The organism is Streptomyces sp. NPDC096310 (assembly GCF_044763125.1).
In the GTDB taxonomy this organism is placed as follows: Bacteria; Actinomycetota; Actinomycetes; order Streptomycetales; family Streptomycetaceae; genus Streptomyces.
Genome location: NZ_JBIWFO010000005.1, coordinates 200,179 through 216,734, shown reverse-complemented (window position 1 = coordinate 216,734; position 16,556 = coordinate 200,179). Strand labels below are relative to the sequence as shown.

Below are 16,556 nucleotides of genomic sequence, written 5' to 3'. Positions count from 1 at the left end.
GAAGGGCCCGCCCGGGAGCGATCCGGTGCGGGCCCTTTCCCCACGTACGTCCACGCGTACGGGGGCGGGAGCGGAGCCCCGTCCGTGCGCGGGCGCGTGTCAGTGCGCGGGCGTTCCCTGCGGCTGCGGGGTGATGCCCAGCGTGGTGGCGTACTTCGACAGCACCAGCTTGCCGATGGCCGGGTACGGGCCGAGCGGCTCGGCCGTGGCGCAGTCGGCCTCCTTGACGGCCGCGTCGAGCAGCCCCGCGGGCAGCTCGGGACCGACCAGGTAGGGCGCGAGCGCGAGCTGCGTCGAACCCGACTCGCGAAGCTGCTCGGCGATCGCGACGACCGAGCCCTCCGTGTCGAGCGCGGCGGCCATCACCGGCACGGCCAGCCGCGCGGCCAGCAGCATTCCGGTGATCCCCGCGGTCTGGACCGCCTCCTCGCCGCCCACCGTGGCCAGGATGATCCCGTCGGCCGCCGTGGCGACCGTGAAGAGCCTGGCGCGGTCGGCGCGGGCCAGACCGGCCTCCGAGAGGCGGACGTGCAGGCCCTCGGCGAGCAGCGGGTGCGGACCGAGGACATCGGTCAGCTCGGCGGTGGCGCCGCTCTCCGCCACGGCCGCGCCCATCCGCTCGATCAGCGTGCTCTCCGGGCCCGCCAGCAGCGGCACGACCACGGCGGTGGGGCCTTCGGGCTCGGTGACCTCACGGCCGGCGGCCTTGGCCAGCTCGTAACGCTCCGTGCGCAGTGCGGCGGTCCCGGCCAGTACGGCCTGGAGCGTCGGGTACTCGGTGTCGTCGCCGTCCAGGTAGCCGATGTAGGCGTCGAGGCCGGGCAGCTCGGAACGGGCGATGCTGACGACCTCTTCGGCCAGCCCGCGGACGGCGCGGGACGGGGGCCCGGGAACGGCGAGAACCAGCGCGGGCGCACCTTCGGGGGCCGCGACCGGTTCGGGACGGCGGTGGCGCCCCGACTGGCGGGGTCGCGGCATTCGTACAGGCAGGCCGGATGCGGGCCCAGTGGGGGTGCTCATGGCGTCGAATGCTACTGGTTTTGTGGGCGCGGCTGTTCGGGGAGGGGGCCGCTGCGAGCCATCTGTCCTTATATATCCGTTAGGTATTTTTCAGCTCATCTGTGCTGTTCTGTCGAGACGTTCAGCAGGTGCGGCTCGGACGGCAGCCGGAGCGATCCGGTGGCGAGCGCCGCCGCGATGAACAGCGCCCCACCCAGCGGATCCGTGGCCGGGGAGACCACCGTGGCATGCGGGAGGCGGGCGGACAGCTCGGCGCGCACCGGCGCGAGGAGCGGTTCGCCGAGCTTGAACAGTCCACCCGTGAGGGCGACTTCACATTCACCCGATGGTGGGCAGACGGCCACGGCGGCATCCGCGATGTGCTCCGCCGCCTGCGCGAGAATCGACCGCGCGACCGGATCGCCGGCCGCGAGGCGGGCCACCTCCGGGGCGAACGAGGCGAGGACGGCGGGCCGGTCCGCGCGCGGGTAGAGCAGCCCGGGAAGCTCGCTCGCGGGCCCGAAAAATGTTTCCGTGCCGGACAGCAGTGCGGCCGATCCCCCGCGCCGTCCGTCGTGGGCCCGCAGGGCGGCCTCCAGCCCGGCCCGGCCGATCCAGGCCCCCGAGCCGCAGTCTCCGAGGAGATGGCCCCAGCCGTCGGCGCGGCGCCAGCCGGCCGGGGTCGTACCGAGCGCGATCATGCCCGTACCGGCGGCGACGACGGCGCCGGGGCGCTGGCCCAGCGCGCCCGCGTACGCCGTGACCGCGTCGGCGGCGAGCGCCAGACGCCGTACCCCGAGGGAGCGCTCCAGCGCTGCGGGCAGCTCGGCGCGCAGCCCGTCACCGAGCGTCGCCATCCCCGCGGCGCCGATCGCGACCGCCGACAGGCCCTCGTGACGGGCCTCCGTACCGGCCTGTGCCAGCAGGGTCCGCGCGGCGGGCAGCAGCCGGGCGAGAAACTGCTCCGGGTCGATGCCCGCCGCTCCGGTACGCACCGGCTCGGCGGAGTGGGCGGACGACACGGCCGTGACCGTCCCGTCCGGCTCCACGGCGCCGAGCGCGAACCGTACGCCCGAGCCGCCGGAGTCGACGCCCAGGACCCAGCTCACCCGGGCCCCCGGCTCATCGGCCGTCCCGGCGCACGGCGGTCACCGGCCCGCTCACGGCAGTTGCCAGTCGACCGGCTGCGCCCCCTGGCCGATCAGCAGGTCGTTGGCCCGGCTGAACGGGCGCGAGCCGAAGAAGCCGCGGTCCGCCGACATGGGGGACGGATGGGCCGACTCGATCGCCGGGTAGTCGCCGAGCAGCGGACGGAGGTTACGGGCGTCGCGCCCCCACAGGATGGACACGAGCGGCTTGCCACGGGCGACCAGCGCGCGGATGGCCTGCTCGGTCACCTCTTCCCAGCCCTTGCCGCGGTGCGCGGCGGGCTTGCGGGGCGCCGTGGTGAGCGCCCTGTTGAGCAAGAGCACGCCCTGCTGTGCCCAGGGCGTCAGATCACCACTGGTGGGCCTGGGTGTACCGATGTCGCGATGCATCTCCAGAAAGATGTTCTCCAAGCTGCCCGGGAAGTTACGCACATCACGCGCTACGGCGAAGCTGAGTCCGATAGGCATTCCCGGCGTAGGGTAAGGATCCTGCCCGACAATCAGGACTCGAACGTCCTCAAAGGGCTGCTGGAAGGCGCGGAGCACGTTCGGGCCAGCGGGCAGGTACGTCCGGCCAGCAGCGATCTCGGCCCGGAGGAAGTCCCCCATGGCGCCGACTCGTTCAGCTACGGGTTCGAGAGCTGTCGCCCATCCGGGTTCAATAAGCTCGTGCAAGGGTCGTGGTGCCACGGCCGGTCACTCTACTAGCTTGCGGAGAGGACAAGCCCCCTCTAACGAGGCCACCTTCAAAGCGCTCCCCTTCCTCATCGCCGAGATCATCAAGCCGCTCGAGCAGATTGCGCAGTTGCTGCTCGGCGACTACCCGGCGACTACCCGGCGATCGAGTCGGCCCATCCGTCCCCCACGTCGACGGATCGCGGCTTCTTCGGCTCGCGGCCCTTCAGCCGGGCCAACGACCTCCTTGCCGGGCAGGGAGCCCAGCCAGTGGAGTGGCGGCTGCCGTAGGGCATGGTGGGCGTGATGGCTTGGAGCGTGGCGGCCCTCCTGTCCGGGGCACCGGGCACTTGCCGGGCGTTGTCCATGACTCTGGTCGAGCGAGAGTTCCCACCCGACCGTGCCGTCGGCATGTTCTTGATGACGCACCACGTGGAGTGCGTGGCGATCCTTGAAGCCCGCCGGAAGGGTCGCCTGACCTGTGGTTTTCGTCCCGTGTGCGTTATGTGTACCGCGGGCTTGGACGAGCAGCACCTGTCAGGCCGATTCCGCCTCGTTCGCCGGCGCGATCGGACGGCCTCGACCTGTTCGGCAGCGATCTGATCGTGCCCCTGGTCAAGGCGCACCCGAAGATCCTTCTCGACGGGATGTCTGTGGACAACCCGTACTGCTCGGGCAGCGGCAGCGGGGACTGAGTCCAGGCTGTCTCTCCTCTCCCCCGGGACAGGAGGCGAGGGGCGGCCCCACGCTTTAGCGTGGGGAGTGTGGTGGAGCGCCTTCGATGAACTGGTCTCTACCGGATTCCTACCGTGTGGCGACCGGATCCTCGTGCGCGCCCTCTTCCGCGGCCACGGCGAGCGGGACCGCCTGCTGGTGCCGTTTCTCGTCGCAGGCCTACGGGATGGTGCCCGCTGCGGTTCGCCACCGAGGACACGGGCCGTTGGTGCCGCGCCCTGTTGGCTGCCGCATGAGTAACACAGGCCCCTGACAAGTTCTACGAGTGAGTGAGACATCTCGACACTGCGGACGCGGATGTGTCCGCGTCCGAGGAGGGAACACCTCATGGCCAGAGCAGTCGGTATCGATCTGGGGACCACCAACTCGGTCATCGCGGCATGGGAGGGCGGTGATGCGACGGTTCTGGCCAGTGCCGAGGGCACCCGTACGATCCCGTCTGTCGTCGCCTTCACTGACACCGGTGAACGGCTTGTCGGCCAGCTCGCCCGCCGCCAGACGATCCTCAACCCCAAGGGCACCGTCTACTCGGCCAAGCGCTTCATCGGCCGTCGCTACGACGAGATCTCCGACGAGGCGAAGGCGGTCGGCTTCGACGTCGTCTCCGACGAGCAGGGCAACGCCCGGTTCGACGTTCGCGGAAAGCTGTACGCGCCGGAGGAGATCAGCGCGCTGGTGCTGCGCAAGCTCGCCGACGACGCGGCGAAGCAGCTGGGAGAGCGGGTCACTGAGGCGGTCATCACCGTGCCCGCCTACTTCAACGACGCGCAGCGCACCGCCACCAAGGATGCCGGCCGGATCGCCGGCCTGGACGTCTTGCGCATCATCAATGAGCCGACGGCAGCGGCGCTGGCCTACGGCCTGGACAAGAAGGGCCACGAGAGTGTCCTGGTCTTCGACCTCGGTGGAGGCACCTTCGACGTGAGCATCCTCGACGTCGGTGACGGCGTCGTGGAGGTACGGTCCACCGCGGGCGACAGCCATCTGGGTGGCGACGACTTCGACCGGCGCCTGGTGGACCATCTGGCGGACAAGTTCCAGCAGGAGAACGGCATCGACCTGCGCAGTGACCCTCAGGCGCTGCAACGTCTCTTCGAAGCGGCGGAGAAGGCCAAGACGGAACTCAGCTCGGTCACCCAGACGCAGGTCAGCCTGCCGTTCATCACGGCCGACGCGGCCGGTCCCAAGCACCTCACCGAGACCGTCATGCGGTCCACCTTCGAGCAGATCACGTCCGACCTGGTCGAGCGGACCCTGGAGCCGGTGAAGCAGGCGATGGCCGACGCCAAGATCGGCGAGAACGACATCGATGAGGTCATCCTGGTGGGCGGCTCCACCCGGATCCCCGCGGTGCAGAGCCTGGTCCGTCGGCTGACCGGCGGCAAGGACCCGAATATGAGCGTCAACCCCGACGAGGTGGTGGCGGTCGGTGCTGCGATCCAGGCCGGGGTACTCAAGGGCGAGGTCAAGGACGTCCTGCTGCTCGACGTGACCCCGCTGTCGCTGGGCGTGGAGACCCGCGGCGGCGTCATGACGAAGATCATCGAGCGGAACACCACGATCCCGGTCCGTCGTACCGAGACCTTCTCCACCGCCGAGGACAACCAGTCGGCCGTGGACGTCGTGGTCTTGCAGGGCGAGCGCGAGAGGGCGGCGGACAACCGTGTGCTCGGCCGCTTCCGGTTGGAGGACATCCGGTCCGCGCCGCGCGGCGAGCCGCAGGTCGAGGTTACCTTCGACATCGACGCCAACGGCATCTTGAACGTCACCGCACGCGACCGGGACACCGGCCGCGAACAAGGCATCACCATCAGTGAGGGTTCCAACCTCGACAAGACCGAGGTCGAGCGGATGGTCCAGGAGGCGGAGCAGTACCGCGGCGAGGACCGGGCGCTGCGCGAGACCGTGGACGCACGCAACGAGCTCGATTCGGCGGCATACCAGGTCGAGCGCCGAGTGAACGAGCTGGGCGACGCGGCCCCGGCGCACGAAAAGGCCCGCGCTGAGATGCTCGTCGGCGACGCCCGGGCAGCCGTCAAGGAGGAGGCGCCGCTGGAGCGGGTGCGCTCGCTGACCTCCGAGCTCCAGCAGGTCTACGCCGCACTGGCGGCACGTCAGGCGGGCGCGGGCCCGGCGGAGGGCGGCCCGGGCGAGTCCCGACCGGCTGACGAGGACGTGATCGACGCCGAGTTCGACAAGAGCTGAGGTCCGTATGCCTACCGAACCGGAGCCGATGACACCCCCTCAGCGACAGACAGCGCCTTCGCACGGGACGCCCGGATCAGCGCCGCCGTCAGGGCCGCAGAAGCATTCGGCCCCCTCCGAAGGAGCCGACGACAACCGGACCACGGAGACCGGTGGCGACCCCCCCGTGGCAGTCGGCGGAAACCACTCCTCCGAAGAACCGGACCAGAGCACCGCCGAGCAGCTCGACGAACTCCGGGACCGCTGGCGCCGCGCCCTGGCCGACCTGGACAACCTCCGCAAGCGGCAGGCCAAGGAGCTGGCCCGCGTCCGGGCCGACGAGCGCGTCCGTACCGCGGCGGCCCTGTTGCCCGTGCTGGACAACCTGGAACTGGCCCTGGCGCACGCCGGGTCCGACCCGTCCGCCGTGCTCAAGGGAGTCGAGGCGGTGCGCGACCAGGCAGTCGACGTGCTGCGCGGGCTCGGCTACCCGCGCGACGCGGAGACCGGAGTGCCCTTCGACCCGGCTCGGCACGAGGTCGTCGGCGTCCTCGACGATCTGGGTGCCGAGCCGAACACCGTGACCGAGGTGGTGCGCCCCGGGTACGGCAGCGGTGCGGAACAGTTGCGTCCCGCATCCGTCGTGGTCAGCAAGCGGCAGGAGTGACGCCCCATGGCACGGGACTATTACGACGTGCTCGGGCTGCGGCGGGACGCCTCCACGGAGGAGATCCAGCAGGCCTTCCGCCAACTGGCCCGAGAACACCACCCCGACATCAACAAGGACCCCGGTGCCGAGGAGCGCTTCAAGGAGCTCAACGAGGCGTACAGCGTGCTCTCCGACCCCGCCACCCGGCGCCGCTACGACCGCTTCGGCGAGAACTTCCGACAGGTTCCCGAGGACTGGGAGGAGCGGGTCAGTGCCGGTACCGGGGCGGGGGCGCGAGGTGGACCTGGGCGGACCGGCGACGGCGGCCGTCGGGTCAGGTACGGCACCGGTTTCGGTGGAGGCGGCCCGGACCTCGACGTCGAGGACCTCTTCGGTGGGCTCTTCGGCCGGGGCGGGGGCTTTGGTCCGATGCCCGGCGCCGACCAGGAGGCCGAGCTTGCGCTGAGTGTGGAGGAGGCTTACCGAGGCGGCCGGCGCAGCGTCACCCTCGCCGGGCCCAAGGGTGAGCGGTCCTACAACGTCGATGTGCCCCGCGGCGTGCTGGACGGTCAGCGTATCCGGCTGGCCGGTGAAGGCGGACGGGGCAGCGGCGACGGACCTCAGGGTGACCTGTACCTGCGGGTGCGGATCAAGCCCGACCCCCGTTTCCGGATGGACGGCCGCAACATCCATGTGTCGATCCCGGTGACGCCCTGGGAGGCGGCGCTCGGCGCCTCGGTGCCGGTGCCCACACCCGGTGGCACCGCCAAGGTGACCGTGCCGGGTGGCTCCTCCAGCGGGCGGCGGCTGCGCCTGCGGGGCGAGGGCATGCCTGCCCCGCAAGGCCGCGACGGGGACCTCTACGCGGAGATCCGGATCATGGTGCCACCCGAGCCCAGTGACGAGGAGCGCCGGCTTTTCGAGGAGCTGGCGGCCGTGTCCACCTTCGACCCGAGGGAGCCACGATGACCAACAATTCGCGGGCCGACGCCCCGCGGGCCCAGGATCCACGGCAGGCGGCCCGGCCGGCGGCGGCACCGCGCGGCCCCAGCGTTGTGGCCGGTGGTTACGCCCTTGTGCCGGTGACTCGCCGGTTCAGTCTGGACGTGACCGCGCGGCGCTGCGGCTTGCACCCAGAGCTGATCCGCAGGCTGGTCGCGCTCGGGCTGGTGGACGCCGGGCACGACGCCGACGGCCGGCTGTGGTTCGGCCCCGGCGCCCCGGCCACGCTGGCCCGCGTCCAGCGGCTGCGGGCCGGGCTCCACCTCAACTACGCCGCCGTCGGTGTGGTGGTGCACCTGCTCGACCGCATCGGCGAGCTGGAGGACGAGGTGCGGCGCGCTGACACCGGCTCCAGGAGGGATGAATCGTGGATATGAACCAGCTCACCCAGAAGTCCCAGGAAGCCCTCCAGGAGGCGCAGACCATCACCGGGCGGCTCGGCCAGACCGAGACCGACGGCGAGCACCTGCTGCTGGCGCTCCTAGAACAGCCGGACGGGCTGGTTCCTCGGCTCAGCGCCCAGGCGGGGGCCGACACCGAGGCCCTGAAGTCCGCGGTCTCGGCGGAACTGTCCCGCAGGCCCAAGGTGACCGGCCCGGGTGCCACCCCCGGTCAGGTGTACATCACCCAGCGGCTGGCCCGACTGCTGGACGCCGCCGAGCAGGAGGCCAAGCGATTGAAGGACGAGTACGTGTCCGTCGAGCACCTCGTCCTGGCCCTCGCCGATGAGGGGTCCGGGACCCCTGCGGGCCGCCTGCTGAAGGAACACGGCCTGACCAAGGAGACGCTGCTGTCCGAGCTGACCCGGATCCGCGGCAACCAGCGCGTCACATCGGCGACGCCCGAGGCCGCCTACGAGGCACTGGAGAAGTACGGCCGCGACCTGGTCGCCGACGCACGCAGCGGGCGAATGGACCCGGTTGTCGGCCGGGATGGGGAGATCCGGCGGGTGATACAGATCCTCAGCCGGAAGACCAAGAACAACCCGGTGCTGATCGGCGATCCCGGCGTCGGCAAGACCGCCATCGTGGAGGGCCTGGCGCAGCGGATAGTACGTGGTGACGTGCCGGACGGGTTGCGCGACAAGACCGTCTTCGCCCTTGACATGAGCTCCCTGGTGGCCGGCGCCAAGTACCGCGGAGAATTCGAGGAGCGCATGCAGGCCGTGCTGAACGAGGTCAAGGCCGCCTCGGGCCGCATCCTGCTGTTCGTCGACGAACTGCACACCGTCGTCGGGGCCGGCGCCGTGGAGGGCGCTGTGGACGCCGGCAATATGCTCAAGCCGATGCTGGCGCGCGGCGAGCTGCACATGATCGGCGCCACCACGCTGGACGAGTACCGCAAGCGCATCGAGTCCGACGCCGCCTTGGAGCGCCGCTTCCAGCAGGTCATGGTCGACGAGCCCAGCGTGGTCGACACCATCTCGATCCTCCGCGGCCTGCGGGAGCGCCTTGAGGTGTTCCACGGCGTGAAGATCCAGGACACCGCACTGGTGGCCGCCGCGACCCTCAGCCACCGCTACATCACCGACCGGTTCCTGCCCGACAAGGCCATCGATCTCGTCGACGAGGCCTGCGCCCGGCTGCGCACCGAGATCGACTCCATGCCCGCCGAGCTGGACGAGGTCACCCGTCGGGCGACCCGTCTGGAGATCGAGGAGGCCGCGCTCGCCAAGGAGGACGACCCGGCCAGCCGCAAGCGGCTGGAGGAGCTCCGTCGTGAGCGGGCGGATCTGCGCGCCGACGCCGATGCCATGCACGCCCAGTGGGACGCCGAACGACAGGCCATCCGGCGCGTGCAGGAGCTACGTCAGGAGCTGGAGCAGGTCCGCCAGGATGCCGAGGAAGCGGAACGCGCCTACGACCTCAACCGTGCCGCTGAGCTGCGCTACGGCAGGCTCCAGGAACTGGAGCGGCGGCTGGCCGCCGAGGAGGACGCCCTCGCCGCCAAGCAGGGCGAACAGCGGCTGCTGCACGAGGTGGTCACCGAGGACGAGATCGCCGAGATCGTGGCGGCCTGGACCGGCATCCCGGTGACCCGGCTCCAGGAGGGCGAGCGGGAGAAGCTGCTGCGGCTCGACGAGATCCTCACCGAGCGAGTGGTCGGCCAGGACGAGGCCGTCAAGCTGGTCTCCGACACCATCATCCGGGCCCGCTCCGGCATCCGCGACCCGCGCCGGCCGATCGGCTCGTTCATCTTCCTCGGCCCCACCGGCGTCGGCAAGACCGAGCTGGCCAAGGCGCTCGCCGCAGCCCTGTTCGACTCCGAGGAGAGCATCGTCCGCCTGGACATGAGCGAATACCAGGAGCGGCACACCGTCAGCCGGCTTCTCGGCGCCCCGCCCGGGTACGTCGGCTACGAGGAAGGCGGCCAGCTCACCGAAGCGGTGCGCCGCAAGCCGTACTCGGTGGTCCTTTTCGACGAGATCGAGAAGGCGCACGCCGACGTCTTCAACACCCTGCTCCAGGTGCTCGACGACGGCCGCATCACCGACGCCCAGGGCCGCACCGTAGACTTCCGCAACACCATCCTGATCATGACCTCCAACATCGGCTCGACCCATCTGCTCGACGGGGCCACCGCCGACCGGGAGATCAAGCCGGACGCCCGAGCCCTGGTGATGGGCGAGCTGCAAAGCCACTTCCGCCCCGAGTTCCTGAACCGGGTCGACGACGTGGTGCTGTTCAAGCCGCTGGCCCGCGAACAGATCCAACACATCGTCGAGCTGCAGTTCGACGACCTGCGCCGACGGTTGGCCGAGCGGCAGATGACCGTCGAGCTGACCCAGGCGGCCCGCGAGCACATCGCCGATCAGGGCTTCGACCCGGTCTACGGCGCCCGGCCGTTGCGCCGCTACATCTCGCACGAGATCGAGACGCTGGTCGGCCGGGCCCTGATCCGCGGCGACGTGCAGGACGGGGCGACGATCCGGGTGGATGAGCAGAACGACGAGCTGGTCGTGACCTACGACAGGCCGTCGCAGGCCGAGACGGGAAGGGCCGCGTGAGATCCGATGGCGCGCCTGTGGAACAAGAACGTCAGCTGCACGACATGCGGCCGCACCAACCGCGTGCCGGCAGCGGCCGAGGGCACCCCGCGCTGCGGTGCCTGCGCAACGGCGCTGCCGTGGATCACCGATGCCGGTGACGTCGACTTCGCGCAGATCGCCGAACAGGCGGATCCGTTCGTGCTCGTCGACCTGTGGGCCACCTGGTGCGGCCCGTGCCGCCGCGTCAGCCCCGCGCTGGAACAGGTCGCACGCGAACTGGCCGGCCAGGTCAAACTGGTCAAGGTCGACGTCGACGCCTCTCCCCGGCTCGCCCAGCGCTTCCAGGTGCAGGCTGTGCCGACCCTGCTGATCCTCGATCACGGAACGGAGATCGCCCGCCAGGCCGGCGCCGCGCCGGCGACCGAGCTGCGCCGGTGGGCCGAAGAGACCATCGCAGGCCGCCGGACGGCCCACCCGGCGGCATGAGGAGACGTACAGGAGGACGCCGATGACCACCTTCACCGACCCGCATCTCTCACTTGTCCGTCCGGTGGAGCCGCGCACCCCGCAGGGCTGCGAGGAGTGCCTGGCCGTCGGCACCCCCTGGATGCACCTGAGGATGTGCCTCACCTGCGGGCACGTCGGGTGCTGCGACTCCTCGCCGAACCGGCACGCGGGCACCACTGCCCGCCCCATCGTCCAGTCGTTCGAACCGGGAGAGGACTGGCGCTACTGCTTCATCGACGAGGCCGTGGTCTGATGGCCGCCAGCTCCGCCACTGCCGCGACGCCTCCTGAGACGCCCGATCACAGCGGCGCCTATCCCCGGCTGACCCCACAGCAGTTGGACGTACTGACGCGGCGCGGTGATCGGCGGCGGGTCTCCGCGGGGGAGATGCTGTTCCGCGAAGGCCGGCCGTGCGAAGAGTTCCTCGCCGTCGTCAGCGGCCTGGTCGAGGTGATCCACGATCACGGCGGCCCTGACGAGCGCACGGTGGCCGTGCACGGCCCGGGAAGGTTCCTGGGTGAGCTGGGCCTGCTGGAGGGCCAGGCTGCCTTCGACACGGCGATCGTGCGTGAGCCCGGCGCGGTGCTGGCCGTCCCGGTGCAGCGGCAGCGGGAACTGATTGCCCGTGACCCGGTCCTGGGGGACCTGGTGCTCCGCGCCTACCTGGGCCGCCGCCAGCTGCTCATCGGCATGGGCGCCGGTTTCCGGATCCTTGGTTCGCGTTTCTCGCCGCGGACCCGGCAGCTGCGCGAATTCGCCGTGCGCAACCGGTTGCCGCACCGGTGGATCGACCTGGAAAGGGACCGGGACTCCGAGGCGCTGCTGCGCAGATTCTCCATCCGGCCGGAAGAGACCCCCGTGGTCATCTGGCAGGGACAGCAGGTGCTGCGCAACCCCCACCCCGCGAACCTGGCCCGACTCGTCGGGCTCCCCGCGCCCGCGCCCGACGTCACAGAATGCGAGCTGCTGGTCGTAGGCGCGGGTCCGGCCGGGCTTGCGAGCGCCGTGTACGGAGCCTCCGACGGGTTGTCCACCGTGATAGTGGACAGCCTCGCCACCGGCGGCCAGGCCGCGTCCTCCGCACGCATCGAGAACTACCTAGGCTTCCCCTCCGGCATCTCCGGCGGCGAACTCATGGACCGCTCCGTGCTCCAGGCCCGCAAGTTCGGCGCCCGGATCACCCTGCCGCTGGAAGCGGCCGGGCTCGCGCCGCGGGACGGGTACTGCGCCGTACACTTCACCGACGGCACCAACATCCAGGCCCGCGCCGTCGTGCTGGCGCAGGGTGTGCGCTACCGTCGGCTCCGGGCGCCCGGCGTGGAACGCCTTGAGGGCCCCAGCGTGTTCTACGCCGCGACGCTGCATGAGGCCCAGGCCTGCGGCACGGACCCGGTCGCCGTCGTCGGCGGCGGCAACAGCGCAGGCCAGGCCGCTCTCTTCCTCGCGGAGTATGCGTCCGAGGTGCGCCTGCTGGTGCGCAGCGGCTTCCTGGGCAAGGACATGTCCCGCTACCTGGTGGACCAGGTGGAACGGCACCCGAAGATCGACGTGTTGCTGCACAGCGAGGTGCACCGGGTCACCGGCGAGGACGTCCTGAGGTCGGTGGAGGTGTGCGACACCGTCACCGGCCGGCTCGGCGAGATCCCTGCGCGGGCGCTGTTCGTGTTCATCGGGGCCCGCCCGCACACCGAGTGGCTGGCCAGTGCGCTCGCTCTGGACCCCCGGGGCTTCGTGCTGACCGGCGCCGCCGCAGCCGCCGCAGCCGATACAGGCGGGGAAGGCCCCTGGGCTCCGCTGGGCCGCGGGCCACTGATGCTGGAGACCACCCAGCCGGGCGTGTTCGCCGCGGGCGACGTCAGAAGCGGTTCCGTCAAGCGGGTGGCGTCGGCCGCCGGCGAGGGTGCGATGGCCATCCGCCTCCTCCACGAACACCTCGCCCAGGAGGGCGACCTCGTCCGCACCCCCGCGGCCGGCGCCCACCAGCCGGCCACCGGCTGAGGCTCAACTCCGCATCTCTCGCCGAGACGCCGGCCCGCGTGACAACTGCCGCTGACCACCGGCAGGGGCCGAGCGCGGTGCCGGAGGTGTGGGCCCAGTTGAAGCATCCGTCAAAGAGCCTTTCCCAGACGCTCCCCGCCTGGAACACGTCCGCGTTGCCGACGAGCGACATCAAGTCGTAGTGCTCGGTCGCTTCGTGGACGGCGGTGCCGCCCGCGCTCCACAGCGCGGGGCGCTGTGGCACCCGCGCCATGTAACTCGGGAAATACGCCTTCGCGCAGCGCTCCAAGACGTCCTTCGCGCTGTGCGAGAGGTGCTTGGGCTGCCGGATCTCACCCGGCTCGCGTGGCGGGTTGCTCACGGTCCGGCCTCCCGATATAGGTGACGATCACCACCGGCTGAGGGGTGACAGATCCGCACGTCCTCGGCCTTGACGAACGCGAGGCTCTGGCCCTTGCCGGTGCGGAGCTGGACCGAGAACCAGCGCCCGTCCTCCCTCTGGCGGCGGTAGTGCGCATCGGTGATGCGCCCGGCACGGCGGACCCAGGCGTGGCGCCTGCCAGGGAGCGCGGGGAACGGCGCCTGCGGCGCGCTCCCGGGCTCCGGGAGCGACAGGCCACGACCGCTGCGGGCGGCTGCGCGTTCACCGTGCGGTGCGTGACCCACTTATCGGTCAACAGCTCTCCGAGCCGGTCATCGATGCCGGTCATCGCGTGGATGCGCGTCCATCCGTAGCCCTGCTCGCGCGGGTGCTCCAGCGCCTCGCCCCAGGCGAGGCGTTTCTGTTCGGGCCGGCGCTTCGCCTGCTGGGCGAGCTTCGTGCGGATCAGGTAGCGCTGGCGCTCGTCACGCCCGCCCCACACGCCGTACTCCTCCCCGAGGGAGTTCCGGCGGCACTCCGCCATGACGGGGCAGCGAGCGCAGGTCTTCTTGGCCTCGTCCCAGCCGGCCCGTTGTGCCTCCGTCGGCTGAAAGGCTGGGGAAGGGGCGCCGTCCACGAAGAAGCGAGACGCAGCCACCGTGCGACAGCTTGCGTGGCTGACCCATCGCCGGGTCGGGTCGAACGGCACGGCGCCCCCTATCGGTATCGCAGCCACAGCGAGACGGCCATTACGCCGGGCGCCACGCCGATCAGCCCTTCGGCCACGGCCCAGCCGAGGCGGCGCACGACGTGCGTGTGTACTCATGCGTCCTCCAACGCGCAGAGCCCCCGGCGGTTGCCAGGGGCTCTCGGTGTGTTTGTGCTGGTCAAGCGGCCAAGTGCATGTGAAAACAGAGGACACTACGCGGAGGCTGCTGCCACGGGGCGCCACTCTACTGGTGCACGGGGTGGGCGTTCGCACGTACCCGAGAAGAGACCGTCCACGGTCCGACCACCCGTCAGGTCCCCGGTGCCGGGCCCCCCGGGTGAGGAAGCGTTCCGTCCGCCGTCAGGTCCCGCTCCATCAGTACGGTGTCCACCCACCGCCCGTGCTTGTACCCCACCTCGGTCAGCCGCCCGGCGTGCGTGAAGCCGAAGCGCCGGTGCAGGGCGGCCGAGGCGTCCTGGCCGGTGTCCGCGATGACGGCGACCATCCGGCGCCGGCCCGCCCGCGCACACCGCTCCACGAGGGCCCCCAGCAGCGCGCCGCCCAGGCCCTTGCCGGTGTGGCCGGGGGAGAGGTAGACCGTGTCCTCCACGGTGTTCCGGTAGGCGGGTTTGGGGCGCCAGGGGCCCGCGTAGGCGTAGCCGGCCACCTCACCGGCCGCCTCGGCGACCAGGAACGGGTCGTCCCGGGAGGCGATGTCGTGGAAGCGGCGCAGCCAGTCGTCGGCCGTCGGCGGCGCCTCCTCGAACGTGATCACGCTGTGGAGGACGTAGTGGGCGTAGATTCCGGCCACCGCGTGGAGATCCGCGGGCGCCGCCGACCGGACGACGGTCTGCGGAGCAGACGCTCCCATGGCTCGTTCCCCCTGTTCGCGGGCGGCCCGGCCGGAGCGCCGGGCCACGACCGCGTCATGGTACGTCGCCCGGCCGTGCTCTCAGACGGCGCGGTGGTACTGCGGAGGGGTGTGGACCGTACCGCCCAGCTCACCGGCGGCGCGGCGGGCCCAGGACGGGTCGCGCAGCAGCTCCCTGCCGAGCAGTACGGCGTCGGCCTCGCCGTTGGAGAGGATCTTCTCGGCCTGCTCGGGCTCGGTGATCAGGCCGACCGCCGCGACGGGCAGCCGGGTCTCGGCCCTGACCCGCGCCGCGAACGGCACCTGGTAGCCGGGGGTGACCGGAATGCGGACGCCGGCGGCGTTGCCGCCGCTGGACACGTCGAGCAGGTCCACGCCGTGCGCCAGCAGCTCGTCCGCGAGGCGCACCGTGTCGTCCACGGTCCAGCCGCCCTCGTCGAGCCAGTCGGTGGCGGAGATCCGGAAGAAGACGGGCAGCTCGTCGGGCCACTCGGCACGGACGGCGTCCACGACCTGGAGGGCGAAGCGGGCGCGGTTCTCGAAGGAGCCGCCGTAGGAGTCCGTACGCCGGTTGCTGTGCGGCGAGAGGAACTCGCCGATCAGGTAGCCGTGGGCCCCGTGGACCTCGGCGACCTCGAACCCCGCCTCCCGGGAGCGCCGGGCCGCCGCCGCGAACTGGCCGACGATCTCCTCGATCTGCTCCACCGTCAGCTCGGCGGGGAGGAGATGGCCGTCCGCGAAGGGCACCGCGCTGGGCGCCAGCGGCTCCCAGCCGCCCGCCTCGGCGCCGACCGGACCGCCGCCCTTCCAGGGCCGGTCGGTGGACGCTTTACGGCCGGCATGTGCGAGCTGGATGCCGCTGACGGTGCCCTGCTCGGCGAGGAAGCGGGTGATCCGGCGGAACCCCGCCACCTGGGCGTCGTTCCAGATCCCCAGGTCGGCCGGGCTGATACGGCCCTCCGGGCTGACGGCCGTGGCCTCGGTCAGGATCAGCCCCGTACCCCCGGAGGCGCGCGCCGCGAGATGGGCGAAGTGCCAGTCACCGGGCACCCCGGCCTCGGGGCCCGTCTCCTCCGCGCTGTACTGGCACATGGGCGCCATCCAGATACGGTTCGGAACGGTCAGGGACCGCAGGGTGTACGGCTCGAACAGTGCGCTCACAGCAGGTTCCATTCACCACGTCGGGGAGAGGCCGGTACGGAAGGGGTGGGCCGACCCATGCTTCGTACGGTACCCACCGTAGTACGGTAAATGTCAAACTACGAAGGGTCTCGTACCATGGAGGTACGTCCGAAAACGAGTGGAGCCGCCGTGACCGCCGCGACCAGCACCCGTGAACTCGCCCACCCGCCCTGTACGGAGATCCGTCTGGAGGGTGTGCTCCATGCGCTCGCCGACCCCCTGCGGCTGCGGGTCGTCCGCGACCTGGCCGCCGCCGACGCCGAGTTGTCCTGCTCGCACTTCGACCTCCCCGTCACCAAGTCGACCACCACCCACCACTTCAGGGTGTTGCGCGAGAACGGGGTGATCCGGCAGGTCTACCGGGGGACGGCCAAGATGAACGGGCTGCGCCGCGAGGACCTGGACGCGCTCTTCCCGGGGCTGCTCGGCAGTGTCCTGGAGGCCGCCGCCGCACAGGAGGGCAGGCTCGACGCACGGGTGCTGTGAGCCCGTGCCGGTGCTATGAGCCGACAGGGTGCCGTACGGACCGGCGTGTGCGCGCCATAAC

At 71.1% G+C, this 16,556-nt stretch carries 15 protein-coding genes and 1 pseudogene; 10 read left to right on the top strand and 6 right to left on the bottom strand.

Annotation, left to right across the window (positions count from 1 at the left end; all coding sequences use genetic code 11):
- Nucleotides 1-99: 99 nt before the first annotated feature.
- From ACIQ7D_RS14560 to ACIQ7D_RS14550, 3 genes are all read right to left on the bottom strand, one after another.
- Nucleotides 100-1,020, bottom strand: a complete 921-nt coding sequence (locus ACIQ7D_RS14560; RefSeq protein ID WP_403937333.1) for a sirohydrochlorin chelatase — start codon at nucleotides 1,018-1,020, stop codon at nucleotides 100-102.
- Nucleotides 1,021-1,115: 95 nt separating this feature from the next.
- The gene (locus ACIQ7D_RS14555) at nucleotides 1,116-2,108 is read right to left on the bottom strand and encodes an N-acetylglucosamine kinase (RefSeq protein WP_403937331.1); all 993 of its coding nucleotides are present in this window, start codon (nucleotides 2,106-2,108) and stop codon (nucleotides 1,116-1,118) included.
- A gap of 51 nt (nucleotides 2,109-2,159) precedes the next feature.
- Nucleotides 2,160-2,837, bottom strand: a complete 678-nt coding sequence (locus ACIQ7D_RS14550; protein WP_403937330.1) for a uracil-DNA glycosylase — start codon at nucleotides 2,835-2,837, stop codon at nucleotides 2,160-2,162.
- 123 nt (nucleotides 2,838-2,960) lie between these two features.
- On the opposite strand from ACIQ7D_RS14550, the pseudogene ACIQ7D_RS14545 reads away from it, so the two are divergent.
- The 9 genes and pseudogenes from ACIQ7D_RS14545 to ACIQ7D_RS14505 form a co-directional block, all read left to right on the top strand.
- Nucleotides 2,961-3,113, top strand: a pseudogene (locus ACIQ7D_RS14545) (uracil-DNA glycosylase); the annotation flags it as partial.
- 771 nt (nucleotides 3,114-3,884) lie between these two features.
- On the top strand, nucleotides 3,885-5,762 hold the full coding sequence (gene dnaK, locus ACIQ7D_RS14540) for a molecular chaperone DnaK (RefSeq protein WP_403937328.1): 1,878 nt from the start codon (nucleotides 3,885-3,887) through the stop codon (nucleotides 5,760-5,762).
- Between the two features lie 7 nt (nucleotides 5,763-5,769).
- Complete coding sequence (locus ACIQ7D_RS14535) at nucleotides 5,770-6,408, top strand: nucleotide exchange factor GrpE (protein ID WP_403937326.1); 639 nt, start codon at nucleotides 5,770-5,772, stop codon at nucleotides 6,406-6,408.
- 6 nt (nucleotides 6,409-6,414) lie between these two features.
- The gene (locus tag ACIQ7D_RS14530; RefSeq protein ID WP_403937324.1) at nucleotides 6,415-7,359 is read left to right on the top strand and encodes a DnaJ C-terminal domain-containing protein; all 945 of its coding nucleotides are present in this window, start codon (nucleotides 6,415-6,417) and stop codon (nucleotides 7,357-7,359) included.
- Nucleotides 7,356-7,769, top strand: coding sequence for a chaperone modulator CbpM (locus ACIQ7D_RS14525; protein WP_403937322.1), 414 nt, complete (start codon nucleotides 7,356-7,358; stop codon nucleotides 7,767-7,769). The genes ACIQ7D_RS14530 and ACIQ7D_RS14525 overlap by 4 nt, the downstream gene beginning before the upstream one ends.
- Entirely contained in the window at nucleotides 7,760-10,399 is a 2,640-nt protein-coding gene (gene clpB / locus ACIQ7D_RS14520) for an ATP-dependent chaperone ClpB (protein WP_403937320.1), read from the top strand. Before ACIQ7D_RS14525 ends, clpB begins: the two co-directional genes overlap by 10 nt.
- Nucleotides 10,400-10,405: 6 nt before the next feature.
- Nucleotides 10,406-10,867 carry a thioredoxin gene (trxA, locus tag ACIQ7D_RS14515; protein WP_403937318.1) on the top strand — a complete coding sequence of 154 codons (462 nt, stop codon included), beginning with the start codon at nucleotides 10,406-10,408 and terminating at the stop codon, nucleotides 10,865-10,867.
- 22 nt (nucleotides 10,868-10,889) lie between these two features.
- Complete coding sequence (locus ACIQ7D_RS14510) at nucleotides 10,890-11,141, top strand: UBP-type zinc finger domain-containing protein (RefSeq protein ID WP_403937317.1); 252 nt, start codon at nucleotides 10,890-10,892, stop codon at nucleotides 11,139-11,141.
- Nucleotides 11,141-12,886, top strand: a complete 1,746-nt coding sequence (locus ACIQ7D_RS14505; RefSeq protein WP_403937316.1) for an FAD-dependent oxidoreductase — start codon at nucleotides 11,141-11,143, stop codon at nucleotides 12,884-12,886. The genes ACIQ7D_RS14510 and ACIQ7D_RS14505 overlap by 1 nt, the downstream gene beginning before the upstream one ends.
- Nucleotides 12,887-13,218: 332 nt before the next feature.
- Here ACIQ7D_RS14505 and ACIQ7D_RS14500 read toward each other — a convergent pair whose 3' ends face one another.
- The 3 genes from ACIQ7D_RS14500 to ACIQ7D_RS14490 all read right to left on the bottom strand — a co-directional run bounded on the left by ACIQ7D_RS14500 (nucleotide 13,219) and on the right by ACIQ7D_RS14490 (nucleotide 15,988).
- On the bottom strand, nucleotides 13,219-14,073 hold the full coding sequence (locus ACIQ7D_RS14500) for a WhiB family transcriptional regulator (RefSeq protein WP_403937314.1): 855 nt from the start codon (nucleotides 14,071-14,073) through the stop codon (nucleotides 13,219-13,221).
- Nucleotides 14,074-14,266: 193 nt separating this feature from the next.
- On the bottom strand, nucleotides 14,267-14,827 hold the full coding sequence (locus tag ACIQ7D_RS14495; RefSeq protein WP_403937313.1) for a GNAT family N-acetyltransferase: 561 nt from the start codon (nucleotides 14,825-14,827) through the stop codon (nucleotides 14,267-14,269).
- Between the two features lie 81 nt (nucleotides 14,828-14,908).
- On the bottom strand, nucleotides 14,909-15,988 hold the full coding sequence (locus ACIQ7D_RS14490) for an NADH:flavin oxidoreductase/NADH oxidase (RefSeq protein WP_403937311.1): 1,080 nt from the start codon (nucleotides 15,986-15,988) through the stop codon (nucleotides 14,909-14,911).
- Nucleotides 15,989-16,138: 150 nt separating this feature from the next.
- Here ACIQ7D_RS14490 and ACIQ7D_RS14485 point away from each other — a divergent pair, with 150 nt between their 5' ends.
- Complete coding sequence (locus tag ACIQ7D_RS14485) at nucleotides 16,139-16,495, top strand: ArsR/SmtB family transcription factor (protein ID WP_403937310.1); 357 nt, start codon at nucleotides 16,139-16,141, stop codon at nucleotides 16,493-16,495.
- Nucleotides 16,496-16,556: the final 61 nt, after the last annotated feature.